22 protein-coding genes are annotated in these 25,545 nt (G+C 46.7%); 13 read left to right on the forward strand and 9 right to left on the reverse strand.

The genetic code is table 11. The annotated features are described in order from the left end of the window. Positions 1-9: 9 nt before the first annotated feature. Genes Q4491_RS08620 through Q4491_RS08630 form a run of 3 tightly spaced genes read right to left on the reverse strand, consistent with a single transcriptional unit; the run spans position 10 to position 3,323 of the window. Positions 10-1,053, reverse strand: a complete 1,044-nt coding sequence (locus Q4491_RS08620) for a FemAB family XrtA/PEP-CTERM system-associated protein (RefSeq protein ID WP_303456512.1) — start codon at positions 1,051-1,053, stop codon at positions 10-12. Beyond that, on the reverse strand, positions 986-1,921 hold the full coding sequence (locus Q4491_RS08625) for an XrtA system polysaccharide deacetylase (RefSeq protein WP_303456517.1): 936 nt from the start codon (positions 1,919-1,921) through the stop codon (positions 986-988). The genes Q4491_RS08620 and Q4491_RS08625 overlap by 68 nt, the downstream gene beginning before the upstream one ends. Position 1,922: 1 nt before the next feature. Further along, positions 1,923-3,323 carry a TIGR03013 family XrtA/PEP-CTERM system glycosyltransferase gene (locus tag Q4491_RS08630; RefSeq protein WP_303456520.1) on the reverse strand — a complete coding sequence of 467 codons (1,401 nt, stop codon included), beginning with the start codon at positions 3,321-3,323 and terminating at the stop codon, positions 1,923-1,925. A 210-nt stretch (positions 3,324-3,533) separates the two neighbouring features. On the opposite strand from Q4491_RS08630, the gene Q4491_RS08635 reads away from it, so the two are divergent. The 11 genes from Q4491_RS08635 to Q4491_RS08685 all read left to right on the forward strand — a co-directional run bounded on the left by Q4491_RS08635 (position 3,534) and on the right by Q4491_RS08685 (position 13,984). After that, positions 3,534-4,178, forward strand: coding sequence for an XrtA/PEP-CTERM system exopolysaccharide export protein (locus Q4491_RS08635; RefSeq protein WP_218385412.1), 645 nt, complete (start codon positions 3,534-3,536; stop codon positions 4,176-4,178). Between the two features lie 11 nt (positions 4,179-4,189). Then, a complete protein-coding gene (locus Q4491_RS08640; protein WP_192016868.1) occupies positions 4,190-5,746 on the forward strand; it encodes an XrtA system polysaccharide chain length determinant in 1,557 nt (518 codons plus the stop codon). Further along, entirely contained in the window at positions 5,743-6,744 is a 1,002-nt protein-coding gene (locus Q4491_RS08645) for an XrtA-associated tyrosine autokinase (RefSeq protein ID WP_303456524.1), read from the forward strand. The genes Q4491_RS08640 and Q4491_RS08645 overlap by 4 nt, the downstream gene beginning before the upstream one ends. 55 nt (positions 6,745-6,799) lie before the next feature. Continuing rightward, the gene (locus Q4491_RS08650) at positions 6,800-8,173 is read left to right on the forward strand and encodes a TIGR03016 family PEP-CTERM system-associated outer membrane protein (RefSeq protein ID WP_303456527.1); all 1,374 of its coding nucleotides are present in this window, start codon (positions 6,800-6,802) and stop codon (positions 8,171-8,173) included. A gap of 2 nt (positions 8,174-8,175) precedes the next feature. Beyond that, a complete protein-coding gene (locus Q4491_RS08655) occupies positions 8,176-9,342 on the forward strand; it encodes an XrtA/PEP-CTERM system-associated ATPase (RefSeq protein ID WP_218385418.1) in 1,167 nt (388 codons plus the stop codon). 1,218 nt (positions 9,343-10,560) lie between these two features. Continuing rightward, entirely contained in the window at positions 10,561-10,764 is a 204-nt protein-coding gene (locus Q4491_RS08660) for a hypothetical protein (RefSeq protein ID WP_303456530.1), read from the forward strand. After that, positions 10,761-11,702: a hypothetical protein gene (locus Q4491_RS08665; protein ID WP_303456533.1), complete on the forward strand. Its 942-nt coding sequence runs from the start codon at positions 10,761-10,763 to the stop codon at positions 11,700-11,702. Before Q4491_RS08660 ends, Q4491_RS08665 begins: the two co-directional genes overlap by 4 nt. After that, a complete protein-coding gene (locus tag Q4491_RS08670) occupies positions 11,702-12,403 on the forward strand; it encodes a hypothetical protein (protein WP_303456535.1) in 702 nt (233 codons plus the stop codon). Before Q4491_RS08665 ends, Q4491_RS08670 begins: the two co-directional genes overlap by 1 nt. A 67-nt stretch (positions 12,404-12,470) precedes the next feature. Further along, a complete protein-coding gene (locus tag Q4491_RS08675) occupies positions 12,471-12,686 on the forward strand; it encodes a hypothetical protein (RefSeq protein ID WP_303456538.1) in 216 nt (71 codons plus the stop codon). Next, a complete protein-coding gene (locus Q4491_RS08680; protein ID WP_303456540.1) occupies positions 12,679-13,017 on the forward strand; it encodes a threonyl-tRNA synthetase in 339 nt (112 codons plus the stop codon). The genes Q4491_RS08675 and Q4491_RS08680 overlap by 8 nt, the downstream gene beginning before the upstream one ends. A gap of 652 nt (positions 13,018-13,669) precedes the next feature. Then, positions 13,670-13,984 (forward strand): hypothetical protein, encoded by a 315-nt coding sequence (locus Q4491_RS08685; RefSeq protein ID WP_303456543.1) that lies wholly within the window; start codon positions 13,670-13,672, stop codon positions 13,982-13,984. Positions 13,985-14,170: 186 nt separating this feature from the next. Here Q4491_RS08685 and Q4491_RS08690 read toward each other — a convergent pair whose 3' ends face one another. After that, positions 14,171-14,422, reverse strand: coding sequence for a hypothetical protein (locus tag Q4491_RS08690; RefSeq protein ID WP_303456546.1), 252 nt, complete (start codon positions 14,420-14,422; stop codon positions 14,171-14,173). 637 nt (positions 14,423-15,059) lie between these two features. Between Q4491_RS08690 and Q4491_RS08695 the strand changes: the two genes are divergently transcribed. Next, complete coding sequence (locus tag Q4491_RS08695) at positions 15,060-15,848, forward strand: DUF2071 domain-containing protein (protein WP_303456549.1); 789 nt, start codon at positions 15,060-15,062, stop codon at positions 15,846-15,848. Positions 15,849-16,590: 742 nt separating this feature from the next. Here Q4491_RS08695 and prsR read toward each other — a convergent pair. Together prsR and prsK are read right to left on the reverse strand one after the other, a co-directional pair. Then, complete coding sequence (gene prsR / locus Q4491_RS08700; RefSeq protein WP_192016877.1) at positions 16,591-17,937, reverse strand: PEP-CTERM-box response regulator transcription factor; 1,347 nt, start codon at positions 17,935-17,937, stop codon at positions 16,591-16,593. A gap of 38 nt (positions 17,938-17,975) precedes the next feature. Continuing rightward, positions 17,976-20,015, reverse strand: a complete 2,040-nt coding sequence (gene prsK, locus Q4491_RS08705) for an XrtA/PEP-CTERM system histidine kinase PrsK (RefSeq protein ID WP_303456554.1) — start codon at positions 20,013-20,015, stop codon at positions 17,976-17,978. 629 nt (positions 20,016-20,644) lie between these two features. On the opposite strand from prsK, the gene Q4491_RS08710 reads away from it, so the two are divergent. Then, the gene (locus tag Q4491_RS08710; RefSeq protein WP_303456557.1) at positions 20,645-22,444 is read left to right on the forward strand and encodes a lysophospholipid acyltransferase family protein; all 1,800 of its coding nucleotides are present in this window, start codon (positions 20,645-20,647) and stop codon (positions 22,442-22,444) included. Here Q4491_RS08710 and Q4491_RS08715 read toward each other — a convergent pair whose 3' ends face one another. The 3 genes from Q4491_RS08715 to ovoA form a co-directional block, all read right to left on the reverse strand. After that, a complete protein-coding gene (locus tag Q4491_RS08715) occupies positions 22,445-22,894 on the reverse strand; it encodes an META domain-containing protein (protein WP_303456560.1) in 450 nt (149 codons plus the stop codon). A 56-nt stretch (positions 22,895-22,950) separates the two neighbouring features. Beyond that, positions 22,951-23,256, reverse strand: coding sequence for a cysteine-rich CWC family protein (locus tag Q4491_RS08720; RefSeq protein WP_192016880.1), 306 nt, complete (start codon positions 23,254-23,256; stop codon positions 22,951-22,953). A 101-nt stretch (positions 23,257-23,357) separates the two neighbouring features. Then, positions 23,358-25,472, reverse strand: a complete 2,115-nt coding sequence (ovoA, locus tag Q4491_RS08725; protein WP_303456567.1) for a 5-histidylcysteine sulfoxide synthase — start codon at positions 25,470-25,472, stop codon at positions 23,358-23,360. Between the last annotated feature and the right edge of the window lie 73 nt (positions 25,473-25,545).

The raw sequence follows: 25,545 nt of genomic DNA on the forward strand, positions 1-25,545 counted from the left end.
CATTGTCGCTTAGCCAAGGTACTTCGAGATACGCGGTCCGATAAGCTTGCTGATGCCAACAGGCATACTCTGCCAGGCTTTTATGAAATAACGATATTTCGGGTTACTGGGCGACAGATTGGGGGGCCGCTTTGCTTTCACCAGCGCGATACGGTAGTGCAGCGGCTGCTCTTCCATGCCCCAGTGCTTTTTATAGTGGTAGGCGCCTGAGTCAATTTTACTTCTGCCAAAGTCAAACACTTCAGCCCCTTTAGATCGGGCAAGCAGCATCAGCTGGTAGTACATAAAGTCGTTACTTTTTAATTCTCTTGCGGCCTGCGTTCCGCCGCCATAGTAGGGAAGTACCTGGTTTTTATAGTAAAAACTCAGCACCCCGGAAACAGGAAGCCCGTCAGCATCACGGATAACCAGCGTGTTACAGCGCTGGCCGAAGGTGTGCTGCAGCTTGTTAAACAGCGCGGGATGAAACACAGGCGTACCGAGGTTTCTGACACTCTCTGCGTAAAGATCAAAACATAAGTCCGGGTTATCTTTGTCGTCCCAGCTCAGTTTGTTGTTTATCGCATGGCGGATAACAGCCCTTTGTTTGCGCTTGATGCCAGAGAGAATGGCCTCCGGGTTGTCGGCCAGCGTGTTCCTGAAAGTGGCATGGTGGCAATGACGAAACCAAGTTGTATCACAAGGTTTTTCATCGCGATCCCGCAACTCAATATAATCAACCTCAAGTGAGCAACCCAGCTCGAAGGCCGCCGTTTCTAATTGGTATCTGATATTTTCATCATCCGATAACACGCCGCCATAAACACAGAAAGGGGTTGAAATCAGCGCATGACCAAACAGAGCGCTTTTCTGCTCGAATAACGGCAACACCCCAACCAACTTTTCGTGTTGTTGTGCCAGCAAATAGTGCGGTTGATGACCGAACACTTCTTTGATGACATCCAGCCAGCCGGTTAAATGAAAAAAGCTGCCGTCCTGGTGCGCATCAACGTAGTGGTCCCAGGCTATGTAGTCGTTCCGGTTCAGCTTGCGGATCGTCAATTCCTGTTTCATCGTCATGTCCATTCAGTTGATAGGCCTGGCTGACAGTGCTCCACTGAAAATCCTGCAGCAAATGGTGAAGCCGTGTTGTCATTTGTTCAAGGTTGAGATAATGCCGGAAGCGCGATTTGAATGATGCCTGAGTCATTCGGGGCTGCTGCGCATCAATTTCCCAAGGATGAAAATAAAAACAGAACGGTTGCTGGTATTGTTCAGTAAAACGCCGGATAAGGTGTTTACTGATTGCATAAGGATACAGCCGGAAATAACCACCGCCACCGATTGGCAGGTTGGTGCCGAATGCCTGATAGGTTGGAATGGGTATTTCAACCAAACCTTCATTTCGCTGATGAAGAAAGCGTGGCCAGTCAGGGTTGCCATAATGATCGTGCCTGACAGGGTATGTGCTGCTGCTGAAAGTAAAACCAAGGCGATGAAGAATATCGAATGCCCACAGATTAGTGTCGTCAATTGAAAAGCTGGGCGCTCGGTAACCATTGATATATTTACCGGAGAGGTCTTCTATCAAAAACTTACTGCGGCTGACATCCTGGAAAAATTCCTTCTCAGTTTGCTGGTTTGCCTTTACATGATGATAACCATGGCATGCCAGCTCATGACCTTGATCTGCAATGGCTTTTATCAGGGAAGGGCAGGCGTCAGCCACCCAGCCGAGTATAAAAAAGGTCGCTTTAACATCATGTTCAGCGAAAACATCCATTATTTTTCTGGTGTTGTAGTCTACACGCAATGGATAAGATTTCCCCCATTGTTCTTGCTTAATAATGGATGAAAAGGCAGAAACATGAAAATAATCTTCGACATCAACAGTCATTGCATTGACGAATGAACGGCGAACAGGAGAGTGAGTTTCTTTCATGTCATCGCCCCTTACCAAACAGAACTATTTCAGAGGTTCTGATCAGTATCAATATATCGAGTATTACGCTTTTATGTTTTATGTAATAGAGATCGAACTTAAGCTTCTCAATGGTATCTTCGATATTATCACCATAGGGGTATTTTAACTGGGCCCAGCCTGTTAACCCGGGTTTTACATATAAGCGATGATTATAATAGGGAATTTGCCGTTCAAATTGGCTGGAGAAACTCGGACGTTCAGGACGAGGGCCAACAAAGTTCATATCGCCTTTAAGAATGTTGATCAACTGAGGAAGCTCATCCAGCCGGTATTTCCTGATAACATTGCCAACTCGCGTGATGCGGGGATCCTGACGGCTGGCCATTTGTTCACCTTGCGACTCGGCGTCAATTTTCATGCTGCGAAATTTGTAGATTGAGAAGCGCTTCCCTTTCAGCCCGACTCGCTCTTGAGAATAAAGTACCGGGGCGCGGAAACCGTCTTCCCATTTGATCATCACGACGATGGCAATCAGTATGGGCCAGGTGATCAGTAACAGCAGCATGGCAATGGCACAATTAAACAGCCAGTACAGACTTCGCCCAATCTTGTTGCCGGTTGCATGAGGGTTGAAGATCACCCAGGACGGATGAATATGGCTGACGGCGACTTGCCCGGTTTCCCGCTCAATAAAATCAATGATATCTATGACTTGCACCCCTTCCATTTTGCACAGGAAAAGACTGTCGGTGGGCAGGTTACCCCGGCGCTCATCAGCTGCAATAATGATTTCTTTGATATGGTTGGATTGCACGAAGGCTTCCAGCGAGTCCGAAATATCAAGAACGGGTGCTACATTTGATTTTTCGCGATTATCGCCAGGCATAGGCACATAACCTGTTAATTCGACATGAACCCGGTCAGATTGTCGTCTCATGCAACGATTGATAAGGCTGGCCCGTTCTCCTGCACCCAGGATGAGCACTTTGAGCCTGCCAAGCATCTGATAGCGGGAACGGATAGCAATAAAGCGTACTATCATCAGGCCCACTAGCGCACTGCCATACATCCACTCACGGGTAAAACCGGCTGGAAAAGGCTGGGGAGTGATCAGGTACAGGCTGGTGGACAGCATGTACGCCAAACTAATGGCTACCAATATTCTGACTGTGATGCCGCTATATGACTCTCTGAGTTTTTCATTGTAAAGCCCAACAGCTAGCAGAGCCAATTGAATAGGAAGTGTATAATAAATGAGATTAAGTACATTTATTATGATCCCTGGATGCGATAAATACTCCGGATTGAAATAAAAAAGAAATAGCTGAGTCCCTGCAAAAGTGCCCGAAAGCATTAATATATCTGCAAAAATAAGCACAGCGTTGCTTAAATTTAAATCGTGAAATCTTGAGTAAGTCATAATCACCCTTGTCCCAGGTGTAAATAAATAAAGTGCCCCTTCCTGTATTGAGTATCGGCAAGCATAAAAAATCTGCAAAATAAAAAAATCATATATAGTTAAATTAGTTCAATGACGTTTTTGCCTGCAGTAATTGCAACTTAGTTGGACGCTTCTGAACCTTGGAAAAGGTATGTGAGACACGGACTTATACGCAGGATGGATGCTGATATGACAAGAAGTGGTCACCTATTGAAGTTAACCTGTTTGACGGCTGCCGCTATGGTGCTAGTGACTGGCTGTACGTCAAATTCGTTGCCCTCTTTACCCAAGGCTACCCCTCAGCCTTCTTTGACAAAAAATATCAATCAATACAAATACCTGATAGGCCCAGGAGATACCCTCAACATTTTTGTCTGGGGAAATCCTGAAATATCCGGTGCTTATATTGTCCGTCCGGACGGCATGTTAACAACATCTCTGGTGGACGATATTCCTGCATCGGGGCGTACGCCGACTGAGCTGGCTGGCAGTATTGAGGCCCGCTTGGCGGAATATGTCCGGGATCCCATTGTCAGCGTGATCGTACAAGGGTTTGTCGGGCCTTACAGTGAACAGGTGCGGGTAATTGGGGAAGCCCAACAACCCATGGCCATTAACTACCGGGAAAACATGACGTTACTGGATGTGATGGTTGCCGTTGGCGGACTAACGGATTTCGCAGACGGCAATGATGCTCGTTTGATCCGCGTGGTTAATGGCCAGCAAAGGGCCTATGGACTGAATCTGGGAAATCTGCTGCGTGATGGCGAGATTGGGGACAACGTCGACATACTCCCTGGTGACATCATTATTATTCCGGAAGCCTGGTTCTAATTGGAGGTTACATGCAGGAACAATTTCAGAACCTGATTGAGTATCTGCACAGTGTGTGGCTACGCCGCAAGTGGATCATCATAGCCACCTGGGTAATCTGCCCCCTTGGGTGGGCTGTGGTCACAATCTGGCCAAACCAATACACAGTTGAAGCCAGAGTGTATGCGGACACACGGTCGATACTGCAACCTTTGCTGAAAGGCCTGGCGATACCGAATGATTCGAATCAGGAATTGAGTCTGATGGTGAAAACCCTGCTGAGCCGGCAGAATCTGGAAACCATTGCCCGCTATACCGATGCAGATCTAAAAGCCACCACCAATGAGGAATATGAAGATATTCTTGCTGAATTGAAGGAAAACATTGAGATCAAATCCGCAGGCAGAGAAAACCTGTTCAGTATCAGCTACAGCGGTACCGATCCGGTTTATGTCAAAAATGTCGTGCAGTCGGCTTTGGATGTATTTGTTGAAAATACCTTAGGTAAAAACCGGCAGGATACAGATAAAGCCAGTGCGTTCATTGCGCGTCAGTTATCTGACTATGAAAAGCGGCTGGCAGATGCTGAGCTAAAGCTGGCTGAATTCAAACGCGAGCATGCCGGCTACTTACCCAGTTCCGAAATGGGTTTCAGAGGCCAGCTGGATGCAGTGAATGGCGATATTGAAGACACCCAGCTTGAGCTGCAGGAAAGCCGGACGCAACTGGAAACGGCCAAGCGCAAGCTGAACGAGGAAATGGCACTGGCGGCCAAAAATCAGGGGGCAATACGCACCGAATATGATGACAGACTGGATGCGCTTCAGGTCAGGCTGGACGGCCTGTTATTCCGCTTTACTGACAAACATCCGGATGTGAAAGAAACCAAGCGTCAGATCGCTGAACTGGAACGGCAAAAGCGTGAATGGCTGGCGCTGTCGACGGATGATGGCAACAGTGATTTCAGAAGCACTGAGTTTTTTCAGAATCTGAAATTGCTGATCAGTCAGTTAGAGAACGAAGTTGCCTCGTTGCAGGTTCGCGAAAAAGCACAAACGGATAAAGCACTGTTCTTGCAAGACAAACTTGTGCGGATGCCAGATGTAGAGGCGCAACTTACAGGGTTAACCCGGAGTTACGACATTACCAAAAACAAATTTGAAGAGCTGCTATCTCGCCGTGAATCTGCGCTGATATCCCAGAAAGTGGGCGCGGCTTCGGATGATATTACTTTCAGGGTTGTCGATCCTCCGCGAGCCCCGCTGAAGCCATCCGGGCCAATTCGTCCATTGTTTTTGGTCCTGGTACTGATTGCAGGTTTGGGGGTGGGGGTTGCACTGGCTTTCCTGACCAGCCAGCTCTATCCGGTTGCTACCTCTGCCAACCAATTGTATCAGCTGACAGGATTACCCGTGCTGGGCGGTGTTTCACCGACAGAGCAATCCGGCCTTGCCGCTGTTGCACGTAAAGAAAAATGGCGTTTTGTCTGGGTGAGTACCGCACTTGTCGTGTGTTTCCTGGGTTTCATGGCGTTGAATGTCGTGACTTCAATTCATACGCTAATCATGCAGGAGATGGGTTGGATATGAGTATTATTCAAAAGGCGATGGAGAAAAAGTCGGCCAGTCTGAGCAAAAAAACGGTGAAGTCGTCATCAGATAATGACATACCTCAGAGTTCAGAGCTGCTGTCTGGTCAGTCAGTCATTCAGGACTTGGTTCATGAAACCGACTCCGCCAACATTCAGAGCCTGAGTCAGAACGTTGAACAGGAAGCTTTCTTTAAACCCGTTCATCAGTCTGTGATGTCAGACGGATTTCCGCAAGCCTGGCGGCGGCCGGCAACCATAGAGATAGATAGCGAACGGCTCAGAGATTTAGGCATGGTTTCGCATACGGATAAACAGGTCAATCCAGGCATCACCAATGAGTTCAGGGCCATTAAACAGAAATTGTTCCACACGGCTTTCGGCAGCGGGGCTCAGTTTCAGCAAAGAGCCAATCTGTTGATGGTGACCAGTGTCTCGCCGCGGGAAGGCAAAACATTTACGGCTGTGAATCTGGCGCTGAGCATGGCATCCGAGAAAGACAAAACGGTATTGCTGGTTGATGCGAATGTGCTGAAACCAGGGGTTAGTGACATGCTGGGTATACAGGCGCAGGCCGGACTGATTGATTTCTTGCAAGGGAGCGTTACTCACCTGTCAGAAATTATTTACCCCACGTCGATTCCCAATCTGCGCTTGATTCCTGCCGGCAAACCGCACCATCTGAGCAATGAGTTACTGGCCAGTAACAAAATGGAAAAACTGATGAATGAACTGGCGCATCGGTATCCGGATCGTATGGTGATATTTGATTGCCCGCCACTGCTTGGCATAGTCGAAACCATGACCTTGTCTAAGTTATTGGGACAGGCACTAGTGGTGGTGGAGCAGGACAGTTCAAGGTTGGACGATGTAGAAGTCGCGGTGTCTCAACTGAATAAGGATATGGCAATCGGATTTGTAATGAACAAAGCCGTGCGCAATGTATTTGGTCAATACAGACATGGACATGAGTATGGCGCTACAGAGGATCAATCCTAGTTTATATTTGCTGGGAAGCCTTTCACTGTTAGGGCAACCCAGTCAGGCGGCGGATGTGAAGTTAACGCCATACGCAGGAACAGAATTTACTTTTACAGACAACGTAGACAGAACCGCCAGCGATACGCAAAGCAGTTTCATTACTGAGCTGGATGCCGGCATCGAAGGCACCATAGAAGGTAGCCGGGGATTAATCAGCCTGGATTACGCACTGAGGTATCTGTATTACACTGAGGGCGAACAAAGCGATGAGTTGTATCAGGATTTAGACTTTATTGCATACAAAGGCCTGGGGCGTAGTGGGTTCCAGGTAGATGCCAGTGCATCTATCGATAACATTGCCAGCGACATCGCCACCGATGCGAATGCCGATGTGATCAGCGGGGATACGATTCAGAGCAATGAAGCTGAAGTGGGTCTGAGCTACCAAACCAACCCGTTGAGCTCCATGGACTTGCGTTCGAGAGTTTATACCAACGTCATCAATAATGAGGACGACATAGGTAATTACACGGGCTGGGGCGGGAATATTATTTACGCCAATGGCCGTTCAGTACGGGATGCATTCTGGCGGCTAGGGGCTTTTTATGACTACCGTAAAGGCCGTGACGATGGCATTTCTACCGAATTTACCCGGCTGAATGAAATCATAGGGTTGCAGACCATCAGCGGATTCTCACCATTCTTGCGGCTGAATTATGAGAATTACGACGGTGTGACAGATTCTTCAGAGAATGAAATTTTCAACTGGGGTGGGGGTGTGCGCTATTTTATAGACCGCTATTCCTACGGGGAAGTGAGTTACAACTTCTCAGAAGATGATGTGAACAGTGATTTTTGGGCCGGTGCGATCAACCTTAACCCAACAGACAAAACGCGCTTTTATTTTGAGTACGACAAACGAATAAAAGGGGACAGTTACGCCGCTGAAATCCGAAATCGCACACGGCGTTGGACCAATACCCTGACTTACACGGAATCACCAGACAGCTATGAAAGGGATAGATTTGTCGATGGCGGGCGCATTGATGAAATCTATCTGAGAAAAGAAGCACGCTGGCTGTCTGAACTGACGCTTCGTCGCACACTGTACAGCTTTTCTCTCTATCAGATAGACAGGGAAACGCTGGAGTCGTTGTCTGATCTGACAGACGACAACTCCCGGGGTGTTGAGTTGGATGTGGATCACCAGCTGTCCCGTGTGTTATCCGGCCACATTGGCTATGCCTATGAGCGTTATGACTTTACGTATATTTCAACCGGTGATGAAAGTGATGATTATCATTCGTTCAGCCTGGACACGACGTATTTTTTCAGACCTGAGTTGTTCACTCAAACTGGGGTGGAATATTACACGCGTTCCTCGTCGGACTCGGAAAATGATTACGATGAAACCCGGATTTTCATCGATGTAAGGGTGGAGTTTTAGCTATGTATGAAGCGCATTTTGGATTTACGGATAAACCGTTTAAGTTAAGTCCTGACCCACGCTTTTTCTTTGCAAGTCCTCATCATGAGAAAGCGCTGTCTTATCTGCAATACGGGCTGTCTTTAGAAGAAGGCTTTATTGTGGTCTCAGGCCCGATAGGCACAGGGAAAACCATTCTTGTTCATCGGTTAATGTCCAGTCTGGATGAGTCGGTTACTGCGGTTCAAATTGCCACCACCCGGCTTTCTCCAGATGAACTTGTGAAATTGGTTGCCGCTAAATTCAACGTCCCCACGGAAGGGCTGAGTAAAGCCGACATACTGAAGCGGTTTGAACAGCACCTTTATGGGTTGAGACAGCAAGGCAGGCGCGCAGTGCTGCTGGTCGATGAGGCGCAGAACCTGCCCCCAGAAACAATCGAAGAGCTGAGAATGTTGTCTAATTTTCAGTTCAACGACAAGCCGTTATTACAGAGCTTTCTGTTAGGCCAGGAAGAACTGAAAGGCATTATCCGGCTGCCTGAAATGGAACAACTACGGCAACGTATTATTGCCTCCAGCCATTTACAGCCACTCACGCCTGATCAGGTGAAAAGCTACATGCTGCACCGCTTACAGTGCGTCAACTGGCGGGGAAACCCAACCCTGAGTGACGGCGTGTTTGAAGCCATTACCCGATATACCAAAGGCGTACCGAGAAAAATCAATATTCTTGCCGACAGGATTTTTCTTTATGCCTGCATGGAAGGCCTGACGGCCATCAATACTGTCAATGTCGAACATGTTATCGCTGAGATGAGTGAAGAATTACCCGGAGAAGCACCAAGAAGCAAAGCATCAGCCAACTTGAACGGTGATCATCCGCCCATTCAGCCTGACTCGTCACGCGGGTATTCTACGCAGTATAAAAATCATTTTGATTCAGACAGACAGCCTGAAACCACCCACGCCTTTCAGGCACTCAATGATATTGAGAAAGTGCTGGATAATGTAATTGAACGTAAGATAGCCACCATCCGCAAGCTGGATCAGCTGTTGATCAACAAGCGGAAAATGCTGCTACAGTCGGGCGAAGAAGGTATTGATGATGAGCTGATTCTGAATGAAGATTATCCGCCAGGGTTGAGGGAGAAGTATTGGGTGAGGAAATTGATGGAGTCTTCTGACTAGGGGGATTTCATTCAGCGGGTGCCATTTTTGTGGTTGGGGATTCTGGTGCTGCGGAGGTATGTCGCGCATTCAGTTTCGTGGCTCATTTGGCATTGCTTGATGCGCGCCAGGTACTCTTTTGAGGCAAAAAGAGTACCCAGAAATGCGTTGATGTTCTTTGGTGTGGTTCGGGTCGGTTGTAGGCGCTCCCGGCGCCGACAACCTAAAAATTCGTCCTGAATTTTTCCCTGGGTTGTGCCTTACAGCATATCTGCTAACTCTTTTAGCAAGTGCATTTTTGGTGGCTGGGTGGGCAGGGTGAGAGCACGTATGCTCGCTTTTTGCTCACTAATAAATTCTCTCGAAACATCCGAACAATTATTGAACAACTCATATGTTTAGAACCTGTGGTAGATGGCTAAAAATCACTCTTCTTATAGCTCCACACATGCTATTTAAGTAGTGATTTTACAATTTATTAACTCATGCTCTCGCCCTGGCTGGGTGGGTATGTCGCGCATTGGGTTCTGTGACTCATTTGACATTGTCTGATGCGCGCCAGGTACTCTTTTGAGGCAAAAAGAGTACCCAGAAATGCCTTTGAGTTCTTTGGTGTTGTCCGGGGCGGTTGTAGGCGCTCCCGGCGCCGACAACCTAAAAATTCGTCCTGAATTTTTCCCCTTGGCTGGTGTTTACCAGAATATCTGCTCACGCTAATAGCTTGTGTAATTTGGGTTTGGTGGGTATGTCGCGCATTGGGTTCTGTGGCTTATTTGACATTGTCTGATGTGCGCCAGGTACTCTTTTGAGGCAAAAAGAGTACCCAGAAATGCCTTGTTGTTCTTTGGTGTGGTCCGGGTCGGTTGTAGGCGTTCCCAACGCCGACAACCTAAAAATTCGTCCTGAATTTTTCCCTGGGGGAGAGGAAAGCATTAAGCTTCTCATTCTCTGTTTTAACAAATACATCCGATAACTCAGCGAGGTTACTTATAATTCAATGCTTTACCGTCATTCCCGCGCAGGCGGGAATCCATGCGGCAAGTGCAATTCTATGGCTTCTTTGTACTAGGTAAGTGACCGATGTCGCTTTTCTCATTAGTTTATATGTCGCTGATTTTTGCGGTAAGTCATGAAATACAAAAAAGAATATCAATTGGATAGCATAAGGAGTTTAAGTATGATAAACGACATGATGTCGTTGAATAAAATGTTATCAATTAGAATATGGAGTTAAGTTTTATGTCGCAACACATATTAATTGAGTTAGCTAAAAGAAAGCCCTATTCAACATCGCCTGAGATGCCAAAAGAGGCTGTTTTTGATAGTGCTAAAGGTTATTGGCTATCAGGAAGTGAACCCCTTGTATCACCAGGATCAAAATACGGTGCATTAGTTTCAAAAAAATGCGATCAGGAAACAGGAGAGGATCAAAAAGGAGAATGATAGTTGATGTACTGATAGTATCAAGCATTTATGACTTTTCAACTGATCTTGTAGTACAAGAGTTAGAAAATCGTGGGGTTAAATATTTTCGACTTAACAAGGAGGATTTTACAACCTACCGTTCAACCATAGATATAGAAAATAGATTATTAGAAGTTACGGTTAATGGTCAAAGCTACAAGATCACTTCAGCTACTAAATCTATTTATTACAGACAGCCTATTTTTTTAAGAAACACACCAAGTAACTCATTGACTATAGATGAGCAGTTATCTCGAAGTCAATGGATGGCTTTTTTAAGAAGCTTAGTGATTTTTGAAAAAGCAGCTTGGATGAATCGTCCTGAAGCTACATACCTTGCTGAAACGAAGGCATATCAGCTAGTAGTAGCCAAAGAAATTGGTTTTAAAATACCCGTAACATTAATTGGTAATGATGCTGATAAATTCCAACAATTTAAACGACAGATAATTGTTAAATCTCTGGATACGATATTGCTTCGAGAGTCCAATGATTGCCTTTTTACATATTCAACATTAAAAGAAACCTCTGAATTAAATGATCAAAATGTTTTTTCAGCTCCGCTTACAGTACAAGAATACGTAGCAGAAAAAACAGATATAAGGGTGACCGTTATCGGGGATAAATTATTGTCTGTAATAATAACTTCTGAAGGGAGTGGTATTGATGAGGATTGGCGAACAGTTGAACGTGATTTAGTTGAATATACAGAAATTGAGCTGCCAAAGGATATTCAAAATCACTGCTTTGAACTCTTAAGGAGATTGGGGCTTAACTTTGGTGCAATTGATCTTCTTTTAAGTAATGGTGAATTTAGTTTTGTTGAAATTAATCCAACTGGAGAGTGGGGTTGGCTTGTGAATTCAGAGAGAAGATTCGACGTAGATATTGCGTCGTGGTTGGTTGCGGGGGAATAATGAACTTTATTTTTCGTGTGTTTGAAGAGGTTTTTCCAATATTTACTTTTTTGAAAAGTAAAAAAAATATATCAAATAAAGTCAATGATAGAAGTGAGACAGCTAGTAAATCTGAAAGATATAAAGAATTAGGTTCTGATAGCTTAAATATCCGTATTAAAGAAGAGCATGAACGTGCAGTAAAAATAGATGAAAAAACATTTAAATTTACGCTTGGATTAAGTGTTAGTTTAACTGTTTTAGCTGCTGCTAGTGGCTCATTTGTCAAGTTTTCACCAAATAACCCATTTTCAATTTATATATCAATTCTTTGTGGGATATCATCTCTTTATATGCTTTCGGCAGGAATCACAGCATTAGGCGCCATTAAAACATTAGCGACATATGGATACGGTACTGATCATCTTCTGAGTAAAAATAAAATTGGTGATTCGTATTTAGCTGAAGCACTATATGCACAAGAGCGAATGAACATTATTCGTCAATTAAGAAATGAATCTGCGTATCAATCTCTTCGTAATGGGTTTCTTCTGCTATTTCTAGCCTTGTGTCTAGCCGTAGTGATGCTAGGTAATTCTAATAACGTTTCAACACCCACTAAAATCAATACTGAAGACGCATCTACAAAAGTCAAGTCAACGGAATTAAATAATCGAATGCTAGTATTTGATGAAAAAATTGATAACAATTCAATGCAGTAGACCGCTAACGCGTCGTCTGATTGAGGCGTTATCTTCAATAAGTACCATGTCATAATATGGAGATCGTATGGCGAACAAAAGGACAGAAGACGAGAATACTAGGACAACAGGATCAGTTGTAGGAGGTGCTATTCTAGGTGCATCTCTAGGTGGTCCCGTTGGTGCAATTATTGGTGGGATAGTGGGAGCTGTTCTTGGCGAGTCTGTAAATGACTCTAAAAAAGCATCAAAGAATGATTCATCATCAGATAAAAACACTCCCAAAGGAGGTCATCGTGGATAAGGTAATGCTTATTCCCTCTGCAATTTTGGGTTTAGTGCTAGTCGCATTGTATTTATGGCGATGTTGGAAAACAGGTACTGTATTTAATCATGCAGTTATGATTAATACAGTATTTCAAGCTAGTGGTATTGTTTGTGGCTTATTTTTGATTGCTGGCGTATTTTTTCCTGAAGCGAAAGACATGATCTCAGGAATTGATATTTATATATTTGTAAGTGGTTTGGCAGTGTTAGCTGTTTCTGCTCAAGGTTTTCATCGTGATGCAATTCAGCCCACTAGAAGTCATGATAATACAGCAACTCCAATCTCGGCCGAAGAGACAAGCAGCTAAAAAATAAGGAAAAGTGTTGCGCAGTCGACACTTTTTCCGGATGTTGGACAAGCCCGAATCGGCATTATTAAGGAAATAGCTTGGTTGAGCACCGGAGGGCGGCGATGCGGGGAGTTTTTATCAGGCGCAATACAGCCAAAAGCCATTATGATGATGAATAAATTCAGTTGGTTACATGATTTTTGCTGTCGGTTGTAGTGCGTTCCTCCGTTTGTTGTGTGACTTATACTAACGTTTTAAAAACTTAAATGTATTCACAGATCAGGGTAAAAATACATGGATGTATTTTTAGGTTGTCGGCGCCGGGAGCGCCTACAACCGACCCGGGCAACACCAGAGAAACAAAGGCATTTCTGGTTACTGTTTGTGCCAGCAAAGAGTAACTGGCGCGTATTCCACGATGCTGAGAAACCACCGAATTCAAACGCGACATACGTCCACAAGAATGGATTTCCTTTTAAAATGGTTCTGTGAAACAACACCTTGCCTTGATGATCTTCACCGTGGATACTGAAACGGTGTTTGGTTTAATCAATGCCATAGACAGATGGTGGCATGGTGGCCTCCGGTAATTTCGTAGTCAGACTTACCAAGTGTGGCAGAGCCTGATGAGGGGAGTACATGTCATTCGTTATGCAAATGGAGAGAAGCATTGAAAGGAAACGACGAGCCAGAGTTGTCGCAGTTTGTTCACGTGATTTTGCCAACCTTAGTGGTGGCCATCGTATCCGCCACCTCTTTCTATATTGATGGCTCCAGTGACGGTGAAATGTTTTGGTTTCAACGCTCAGGTGCGTTGGTGGCTGCAGCTGGAATCTATATCGGCTTTCACGAAGCTAGGTGGAGTATTACTGCTGTAGATAGCCACATGTTCATAAACACAGAGATCTGGTATCGGTGGCTTGCATTAGCAGCAGGTATAATTGGTACCGTTATTTGGGCCTATGGCGATATTCCGTTCAAATAAAATGCATAACAAACGCAGCCACACCGGCCTGTAGTGGCCAAATTAACTATGCCACTACAAAATTTAAGAGTGATTCAAAACGCTCAGTGCTCTCACTTTAAGTAATTTTTTAGTGTTTATAGCACAATGGTTTAGCTAAGGTGCCAGCGTTGTTTACACCTTAATTTGGCGTTATTTTCTAGCGTACTAATTTCTTTCTTGAGTGGCCAAATGATCATGAGCAGCTTCGCACCATTTAGCTATATCTCCAAAAGCTTGCAACTTTGTTGAATGTTGCTCTTGTTGAAAGTCATGGATTAAGCCCATCAGGAGAAGCATCGCAATATGCTCTGGTTGAGGTGCTTCAATTGATAGCATTTTCTTGGCGTAATCGCGAATATCATTACTTTGAACTCTGTGGCTTAGCTCGTAATATTTACTTGCTAATTTAGCCTTCATGACATTCCCTGATGGAGTAGACTCATCGGGAAGTGTGTCTATAGTTCTCTTCAGGGCATTTATGGAACAGTCAATAGATTTTGACCTGAAGGAAAATACTCGGAATACGACTATGAGAAATACTAATAGAAATATGAAAGCAATAAATTCCATAACTCAACTCTAGAACTAAACCAAACATAAGCAAAAGTATAGTGATATGCCACTAGTTTTGCATGTATTGTTAGAAAAAATGTATTCACAGATTAGGGTAAAAATTCAGGAAAAATTTCTAGGTGTAGGCGCCGGGAGCGCCTACAACCGCCCCGGACAACATCAGAGAGACAAAGGCATTTCTGGTTATTGTTTGTGCCAGAAAAGAGTAACTGGCGCGCATCGCACGATGCCGAGAGATACATAGAACTCATGCACGACATACAATCCGCCTGAATTTATGCCCTTTTAAAGTGATTATGTGGATCTCCATCTTGTCTTGGTGATCCTCACCGTGGATACTGAGGCTATGCTTGGCTAAATTAACGCCATTGATAAATTGTGACATGGTGATCTCCGGTAATTTAGCACTGTTGCTGACATCAAGTGCGGCAAAGCTTGATGCGGGGGAGTCGTTTTATTCTTTAAATTTCAAGGAAGTACCATGCAAGAAAAGCGAAGTCTAAAAGACTACCTAACAGATAGACCTAAGCCCAAGGGTATAGATATACTTTGTGGCTTAAAGCATTTTGCGATTATTACCTATGCTGTTCCGACTGAGCGGTTTCAAGGACTTTTTCCTGAAAGGTTCAAGTTGGATACTGTCGAAATTAACGATAAAAAAGTGGGGCTAATATCAGTAGTGCCATTTATTGATGTTGATTTTACTTCGGCCGTTTTCCCGTTCTCCAAATTTACCATGGGGCAAACAAACTATCGAATATATATCATTGATACCAAAACGGGGGAACGCTGCGTTTGGTTTCTGGGGACAATTTTAGATTCTTGGACACTCACTGTACCAAAATATTTATGGAATCTTCCCTGGCATGCGGGAAAAGTTAGCTTCGATTGTACCTTAAATGAAGTTACTGGTTTGTACGATAAATACCATATGGAAACGGAGTCAAGTTGGGCCGAAGCATCTGTTGATTTAGTCCAATCAGAATCTGATTCATTTGACTTTACGGGATTCCCAGATACTGAGACTGCATTAGTTTATCTCACGCATCCTTTGGCTGGGTTTTATTACCGAAGAGACAAAAAACTAGGCACTTATCGGGTGTGGCATAAAGAGCTAAATGTAAAACCAGCTAAATTACTGTCAGCAAAATTTAAGCTTTTATCTGAGCTCGGTATCGTCCATGAATCGGAGCAACATGCTCCGTACAGTGTCTTAATTGAGCCTATAAATGAATTTACTATTTACTTGCCACCAACAGTTATAGGGTAAAAATTCAGGACGAATTTTTAGGTTGTCGGCGCTGGGAGCGCCTACAACCGACCCGGACAACACCAGTGAACTCAAAGGCATTTATGGTTACTGTTTGTGCCAGCAAAGAGTAACTGGCGCGCATCCGACAATGCCAAATAAGCCACAGAACCCTATGCGCGACATACTTACCCAGTTTTAAAAATCGCAATCGCTTTATGGATTCCCGCCTGTCGCGGAAATGACGGCATGAAAATGTAGATTGGTGACACTATCCCAGGGTAAAAGTACATGGATGTATTTTTAGGTTGTCGGCGCCGGGAGCGCCTACAACCGCCCCGGACAACACCAGAGAACCCAAAGGCATTTCTGGTTACTGTTTGTGCCAGCAAAGAGTAACTGGCGCGCATCTGACAATGCCAAATAAGCCACAGAACCCTATGCGCGACATACCCACCCAGCCACCAAACACGCACTCGCTTTATGGATTCCCGCCTGTCGCGGGAATGACGGTTTGATAAAGTCCATTGATGACACAACCCCAGGGTAAAAATTCAGGACGAATTTTTAGGTTGTCGGCGCAGGGAGCGCCTACAACCGGCCCGGGCAACACCAGAGAAACAAAGGCATTTCTGGTTACTGTTTGTGCCAGCAAAGAGTCACTGGCGCGCGTCAGACAATGGCAAGTGAATCACCGGACTCAAGCGCGACATACCACCACACTCAGACACACCATCACACCCAGACATACGATCACACCGATTCACCCATTCTTCACCGTGTACTTATCCATCAGCGAGTACAGTGTTGGCCGCGTAATCCCCAGTATATTGGCGGTGTTAGACATATTACCGTTACTGAGTGACAGCGCTTTCGCTATTGCCTGTTTTTCAGCCGCTTCTCTGACCTGGCGTAAATTTAACGCCATGGGTTCGAGGTCATCTTCTGTAGGCTGAAGTGCCAAATCGAGCGAGCTGATGAATTTGTTGTCCGACATGATCACCGCCGATTTCACCTTGTTTTGCAACTCGCGGATATTACCGGGCCAGTTGTGCTGCAGCATTGCGCGTATGGCGTCGTCGGTGAAACCGCTGATTTTTCGCGGTGATTGCTGATTGGCCTGCTGCAAAAAATAGCGGGCCAGAATGAGAATGTCCTGATCACGATCGCGCAGTGGCGGGTTCTGAATGGTAATTTCACTGATGCGGTAGAACAGATCTTCCCGAAACGTTTTATCTGTCATCATTTGTTCGAGATTCTGGTGGGTGGCGCAGATGATTTTCACATCCACTGGAATTTCCTGACGGCCACCGACACGCTCAATCACTTTCTCTTGCAGGAAGCGGAGTATTTTGGCTTGCAGCGGATAGGGCATGTCGCCAATTTCATCGAGGAACAGTGTGCCGCCGTCGGCACATTCGATTTTGCCTGCCGTGGTTTTGTGCGCGCCGGTAAATGCACCTTTTTCAAATCCGAACAGTTCACTTTCAAGCAGATGTTCCGGAATAGAGGCGCAGTTTATGGCAATAAAAGGCTTATCCGCTCTTGGCCCTTTCGTGTGAATGGCGCGGGCGATCACTTCTTTACCTGTGCCGCTTTCACCAAGGATCAGGGTGGTGATCTCAGTAGGCGCGATGCGCTCTATCATCCGGCACACTTGCTGTATTTGCGGGCTGTTTCCGATGAACCCATTGGCTTCAAGTGAAGACTGGCGCAGATTGATGTTTTCCGATTCCAGTTTAGCCACCACAAATGCCCGGTCGATAATCACGGCCAGGATGTCATCATCTATTGGTTTGTGATAAAAATCGTGCGCGCCCAGTTCAATGGCTTTCAGTGCATTGGCTTTGTCATCATTGCCGGTAATGACGATGATTTTAGTGTCAGGTGCCAGTGCCAGCATTTCCTGCAATATGATAAGCCCTTCTGACGCATTGGCTTCATCTGGCGGGAGTCCGAGGTCTAAGGTAATGACTTTTGGCTCGTAACGTCGCAACGCAGTAATGGCCGATTTTCGGTCAGCGGCCATTACGACCTCGTACTGCGGGAAGCACCATTTCAGCTGCTTTTGAATACCTGGATCATCTTCAATGACAAGTAATGTATCCATATCGCTTTCCTTTCTGGCAAATTCTTTGTCCCGGAGGATTAGGCTGGCACACTGACAGGCAGGTGAATATACAGGGTCGTCCCTTTGTCCGGTTCCGATTCCACGTCTATATATCCGCCTAATTGCTCAATCAGGTTTTTTGCGTCATAGGCACCAATCCCCATGCCTGCGTTGCCTTTGGTGGTATCAAAGGGCTTGAATAATCTGTGCTCGATAAAATCGCTGCTCATGCCGCTGCCGTTGTCAGAGATGGTGATCAGGTAGTAGTGATCTTTGCGTGTCGTCGACACATGCACAAAACCGTTTTCACTGGTGGATTCCTGTGCATTCTGAACCAGATGAGAGAGTATGTTGCTGAAGCGTTCTCTGTCTGTTTTCAGGGTAAACGGCAAGCTGGTTTGTTCAATAAATTGTGGTTCAGGCGCTCGGACGGCACGGGTGTCACAGACTTGTCGTATCAGATCTTCAATGTCTATCTCTTCTTCAGACTGACTTTCAACCCGTTTATTATTGAGCTGGTTCAGCACTTTCGTCAGCCGGTGAGCGGCCGAATCGACAGTATCAAAGGCATCACTGATAAAGTCGGGGTTATCCCGGTGTTTGGTCGCATTTTTACTGAGAAGCTGCAGTTGCGCTAACACGTTTTTCAGATCGTGTACCAGAAAGGCAGACATACGGTTGAAGGTATCGAATTGCTGGCTCTCAGCAAGTTTCTGATTGGTTTCAAAAACAGTGAGATAGACAGAAAGCTGACGGCTGATCGCCTTCATTAAATCACGGTCTTCCCAGTTCACTTTTTCTGTCGACGTGGGTCTGGAAAGCAGGCACACGCCCAGGGTTCCGCTGCTGCTCGACAAGGGCACGATATAAAACAGCTCTGCTACAGTGGAAAGAGCGGTGGCATCTAACCGGAAAGGTGCGGGCTCTTTGTCTTGCCTGGCAGCGTCTATGTCAACAATCCACTGATGTTCAATAGCCGGCAGTGCTGCTGAGCTGAGTAACAGCTGAATATCCCGATGCTGGCTGTCAATATTGTGGCAGGCCCGCACTTTCATGTTCGGGCCGTTTCTGGTCGCCAGTACACCGCTGTGACAGCCAAAAGGGTGAAGCATGGCACGCAGTGCTGTGTCGTATTGTGTGCCTTCCGGGTGTTCCAGCGCCGTGGCAAAACGCATCCATTCTTCACGGTATTCGTATTTGTTGGCAAAGAAATGTTTGGTGATAAAGACCATGATGTTTTTGCGAAACGTATCTGAGAGAAAGAGGCTGGCCAGCACCAGTGCGCTTAACGCAAAAAACAGGATCTGAACGGTATCGCTCCAGCTTTCACCCATGGATTTGATATAAAAACCCGCGAGCGCCATCACCAGCAAATACCCTGCTGCAACGAGTAACAGCGTACTGTGATAAATGATATCCCGCGAGACGTACACCCGGCTTTGCCAGTGCTTGATGCGCCGGGCTGTCAGCAGGATGAAAGGCAGCGACATCAGGGCTATCCAGCCTCTGCCAAGCCAGAAGCCGGAAGCCAGAATATTGGTGAGAAAGGCATCCGCATAAAGCGCAAAGTGGTACGCGAAATAGACTCCTAATCCCAGACAGATAGGCTTGATAGCCCAGCGTTCGTCTTTATGGGTCCGGCGAAAGCGCAGTTCGACAAACCACAGGCCTATGATTGCCTGACATAAGTGCAGAAAAAGGAAAGTACGCTGGCCGAATACTGGCCAGATGAAGCGTGCCAGCTCAAGCACTATGGTCGCGGCGATGAACAGGCAAAGCCAGCGGGGGGCTTTCTCCCGGAGAATGTCTTTCACCTGCCCGGTGTTGGTTAAACTGCTGGATACCAGCAGACACCAGCCCAGCGTCAGTAAACTCTCAGTCAGCAGCACAGGTAAAATAGAGAGCTGGTAGCGATATTGGATAAATGACGTGATGGCCCAGGCTGCGCCAAGGAGGCAGGTGAGCTGTAACAGCCTTTTGGGCATGCTTTTTTCTTTGGTTGTCAGCAACAGCAAAAAAATGAACAGAAAACCGGTTGCGGCTGACAAGTAGCCAATGTTTCCAAGCAAAGTATCCAAATATGCCTTCCTTTATTCAACGAGGAACCCCAGCGCAAGTAACCGCTGAGTAGTGGCTGAGTAATGCCTGTGTCACCGGGAGTGCAGCCTTTCGCTCAGTAGGACATTTTTGCGATTCCTATTGAGAGAATAGTTCAGAATTGTGCAAAGAGGAGGGGGTCAGTACCTGTTAACGTTATTGTTGCTGGGTTGCGGTGGATAGCAGAGGGTGTGAAGGGAAACCTGCGGGGCATGATGCAGCCAGTTGATCCAGTCCGTCATGCTGATTGAACAGCGTACTGGCATGAAGGCCAACAGCAGAATGAATAATGGCACAAGGTTAAGTACCAGTATTAGCATGAGTTTTTTCACAACCGCTCATCCTCTTTCCCAGCCACCTCCGTCCTTTGGGGGTTAAATAATCTTTTGAGTTATACAGAGAAAGATAGCGTTATTCCCCTCGCTGCTTTGGCTTAATGTTAAGAACGTCGCTCGTTCAGATTTTTGCCCTGTTGCTTCAGAGCCTGTGAAGCCGGTGCCGGTTCATCAAACTGACGTATTTCTCTCATCATTTTGCCGCAGAACTGACACGTTTGAGTCACACATTCTTTTCATACTCGTACCGAACACCAACTTCGGATGGAGACAGTATGGAAACCGTAAGTCCTTTTCGTTTGCCACGGAAAACCCCGTTTGGGGTCGGTGAGAAACTGACTGAGTGGGCGACAGGGTTGCACAGGCTGAGTCGCTTTTATGCTGACAGACCTGTGGGACAGGATACCGAGTCGTTTCTTCGCTATTCCCTTGATGTGCTGGGGATAGATTTTCATGTTGTAAAAGGGAGTTACCAGAATATCCCCGCGCAGGACGCTGTCGTGGTGGTGGCGAATCACCCTCTTGGTTGCGCAGAGGGCATTATTCTGGCCCAGATACTGCGAGGGATCCGGCCGGACGTAAAAATTCTGGCCAACCATTACCTCAAGACGGTCCCTGAACTGGACTCACTGTTCATTGGTGTTGATGTATTCGAAGGGGAAAGCGCGCTTCGGGCCAATGTGAAAGCCTTGCGCGAAGCCAACCGCCATTTGAGCGACGGGGGATTGCTGCTGGTATTTCCGGCCGGTGAAGTGTCGGCTTATGACAGGCAATCAAGGCAGCTTCGCGACAAAGAGTGGAGTAAATCGGTCAGCCGTTTAATTCACAAACATAAAGCCACCACTGTGCCTGTGTTTATCGGCGGGCGCAACAGCCGCCATTTCTACATGGCGGGGAAAATTCATCCCATGCTGCGCACCCTGATGCTGGGAAGAGAAATGCTGAATAAGCAGCAATCGCCGGTTCCGATTGCAATCGGCGACAGCATTCGGTTCAGCGAAGTGAAAAATATCAGTGACGACCAGCACTTAGTCAATTATCTGAAATTCAATACCTATTTGCTGGGCAGTCAGGCCGGTTTGATACCATCAAGTACCCCCGCTTCTGTTGCGGATACGGCAAAAATGACCTTTTCAGGTGAGCCCATTGATGCGCCTGTCCCCTTATCCTTACTGAAAAAGGATATCGCTAGCCTCGGCGATGACGAGTGGATGCTGAGCAGCGGCGAGTTTGATGTTTACTGTGCCCGGGCCAGTCAGATCCCGGCGATATTGCAAGAGTTGGGGCGCATCCGCGAAATCAATTTCAGGGCGGTGGGAGAAGGCACAGGAAAAGCGAGCGATCTGGATAGCTTCGATGAGAGCTATCTGCACCTGTTTGTTTGGGATCGTCAGGCTGAAAAAATGGTTGGCGCATACCGGTTGGGACTGACGGATGAACTGATTGCCAAACACGGCCTGGAAGGCCTCTATTCCCGTACGCTGTTCCGTTACGACGAGCGTTTTATCAGCCAGTATGGCGCTTCTATTGAGCTGGGGCGCTCAGTGGTGGCAGAAGAGTATCAGCGCAGTCTGAGTGCGTTATTGTTGCTGTGGAAAGGTATATCGGCATTTGTGTGCCGGCATCCGAAATACACGCATCTGTTCGGCCCGGTCAGCATCAGTGATGAGTACAGCCATGAGGCCAGACAGTTGCTCGCCGCCTGCATGTCTGTGCATCATGCCGATGAAAGCAGCGCACGTTTAGTAGCGCCGACACATCCCTTGTCCAGCAATAACCGGGTGTTCTGGCAGCCAGATATGTTATCGGCACTGGCGGATGTCCAGCTGCTTTCCAGGGTGATTTCACGGATGGATGCAGGAAAAAGCGTACCGGTATTATTGCGGCAGTATCTGGGTTTAAACGGTAAGCTGGTGTGCTTTAATGTCGACCCTGAGTTCAACGATGCGCTGGATGGATTGATCGTCGTGGATTTAACCCAGGTTCCGGAAAAGACCTTAGGTAAGTATATGACGCCCGAGAAAGCCTCTGCGTATCTTGCCCACCATGGCAAGGTTGCGGGCTTAACAGGCTAATCAGGGAGTGGCGGAATCAAGCGGCACGGACAAGTCTTTGGGAACAAAGGTCAGTACGTGCTGCTCTGTCGTCAGTGATAAGGTATCGCTTTCAAGTGCTGTGGTATTCCATTGCTGCAATGCGCTGACGATAACCGCCTCGACTGTGGCAACCTCATTCTGGATACAGGCCATCTTAGTGGATACGAGTGAGGTTATACGGAACTGGTTACCGTTTTTAAGCTCCGCCAGGCCCATGAACTGATTGCAGCCACTGAATCCTGTCGCTTTAAACTGGCTGTCCAGGCTCAGGCTGATGGGGGTGCGCGTTTCTATCTGAGTGATCTCTCTGCCATCAATTTTGGATAATACCCAGTCTTGCTGCAAATCGCTGGCAGTAAATCCTGCTTTTGGCGGAGGGTTGCAACCCAAAAGGCTCAATAAGACCATAAACAGTAGCCACTTTTTCATGTGAGCTTCACTCTCAGGTGTACGGCAATGTCACTCTAATAGTAGCAGTTAACCGTTTACAGCAATGGCAGACTCGCGAGACAAGCACGGCAAACACACTTACCTTCAGGCAGGCTGCTGGTATCGCGTCTGGCCAGTTCAAAGCACCAGCACTGGCTGTTGCCATCCTCAATCGCGCAATAAGCCGGTTGACCACAACGTTCACAGCTATGTGTGGTTTCAGCCCCCTGGATTTGGGCGATAGTCTGGGTGTGCGCGTCATCGTTCATTAATCGCCACTCGCCGATTTCTTTCATGGTTCGCAGGCAACCACTGCAGATCCCTTCCTGATTTTTACACTTCGCCACGCACGGTGTCTTCACTTGCCAGTACTCACTTCAAAAAGCGGCTAGTTTACCCCAGACCAAGTGAAATGTATTGGTCCGGGGTTGGCAGGTGAACAGCAAGACACTCCCGCTTGTGGTCAGCGTTTACGCCAGATGGTCATCTCAGACACAGTGTGCTGGAATTTCCGTTTCGTCTCGCGGATCACAAACGGAATTTCTTTGACTGCAATCAGTTCGAAATGCGGGATCAGCGTTTCAGTGAGTCCGTCTAAGGTGGTGAAATTCTCGCCATTCACCTTGATTCCGCCCAGCCACATGTCTTTGGGCGTATAGTCTTCCAGCCAGGTGTAGGGCGAAGTAATGACCAGATATCCCCCCGGTACAATCCGTTTGGCAATACTGTTAAGAAAGGCCTTGGGATCGGCCAGTCGGTCAATGAGATTGGAGGCGTAGACCAGATCATAGTCGGTAAACTGCGGCTTGAGATTACAGGCATCGCCCTGGCTGAAGTGAATACTGCCTTTCAGGTTCTGGTAGCCTAGTTCGTCAAGGGTAATACTTTTGAACTCAACCAGATCGCCTTCAGTTGGAATGGTATAGCGTTTCTCCCCCTGCTCAAGCAGGGCATACGCTTGCTGAATAAAGCGGGCGGAAAAGTCTATGCCGTCAACGTGGTCAAAGCGTTTTGCCAGTTCAAAGCTGGCTCTGCCGACGGAACAGCCGATATCCAGTGCCCGTTGTGTGCTGTGCAATGAGATTTCCTGCAGGCATTGCTTAACCCCGTTGACACAGAAATTAGGCACAGAGAAATACTCATTACCATAGTGGAATTCCAGATACTGCGCGATTAACTCATTGGTTTCATAAATATTCAGATTGGCCATGCTGGCTGGATCCTGTTCAGAGGCGACATACCGAAATCCCGCATGTTGATAGAAATGGCGACGAAAAGCGTAGCGCGATTCGGGGATAGTTTCATTACCGGTTGAAATCCATGAGCCGCCTTTGATCAGATTGTGCTGGCCGTCAAAGGTAGGGGTCGAAAAGTCATCGTACAACGGGTGAACGTTAAACCCCTGGAAGCCATCAATGGCGGATTCAGTCCATTGCCATACATTACCCACTATGTCGCACAGGCCATTATGTTCAAAGCGGTCAACCGGGCATGACGAGGCATAATAGGCCAGCTCGGTATTTCCCGGCGCTTCTCGCCAGGACGGGGAGGCAGTATCAAGGCATTGTCTCAGAATATACCATTCAGCTTCGGTGGGCAGCCGAATGGATTGCTGATTTTTGTCGGCTTTCCAGTTACAGAATGCTTTGGCTTCAAGTTGATTCACTTCTACCGGCCAGTTCAGTGGCAGCGGGATTTCCTGTGTCAGGTTACGCTGTAACAATGTGCCGTCGCGCTCAAGCCAGAATCTGGGCATGGTGGCTTTTGTGTAGGCCAGCCAGGCCAAGCCTTCGTCCGTCCAGTATCTTTGCTGTTGATACCCGCCGTCCTTTACAAACTCCAGATACTCCTGGTTCGATACCAGGTATTTACTGGTTTTGAAGTCATGCACTTTATATTGCTGGACACCGTATTCATTGTCCCAGCCATAGGTATCGGCATCTTCGGATTTACCCAGTGTGATCGAACGGCCAGTCATTGCAATCAGTTGATTCGAAGGCGCTGGCCCTGCTTCCTGACAGGCCTCCCAGGCAGAAGACGGCGTCAGGTCAGTAACAGGGAGCTGACGCATTATCACAGAAGAGGTTTCAAGGTGGATGCGTTCATGCTCTATGCCCATCAGAATTACCCACGCAGGATCTTTATCAGTAATGGGCAGGGTCAGAGGCATGTCATCAATCATCTGGTTGACTGCGTCTTTTATCTGCTGTCGGTAGGCTTTCACCTCATCAACGCTTGGCCAGTCGTAGTGGGCCTCATTGAGATCGTCCCAGGACATTTCATCAACACCAATAGCAAACATAGACTCAAAGTGAGGGTCTATTCTGTTTTCTATGTATTTGCCGAGCTTTAACTTATTGATATAAAAGACCGCTGTGTGGCCGTAATAAAAAATCAGCGGATGCCGGAGGGGCTCGGCTTTCTTGAAATAGGCAGAGTGGTTGTTAATCAGGGAGAAAAGGGATTCGTAAAGCGCCCAGGTTTCATTAAAGGCTGTTTTTAATTCTTGTCGTTTTTGGTGTTCTGATGTGCCTGTCAGTAATACGCTTCTCGTCGCTGCTGTCGAAAAATCAACCATGACTGTTTACTCTCCTGTAACAGTGATTTCTTATTTATTGTGTTTGATTTTATATTCAAAGTGTCTCTCTTAT

It is taken from the genome of Photobacterium sp. 2_MG-2023, assembly GCF_030547675.1.
In the GTDB taxonomy this organism is placed as follows: Bacteria; Pseudomonadota; Gammaproteobacteria; order Enterobacterales; family Vibrionaceae; genus Photobacterium; species Photobacterium arenosum.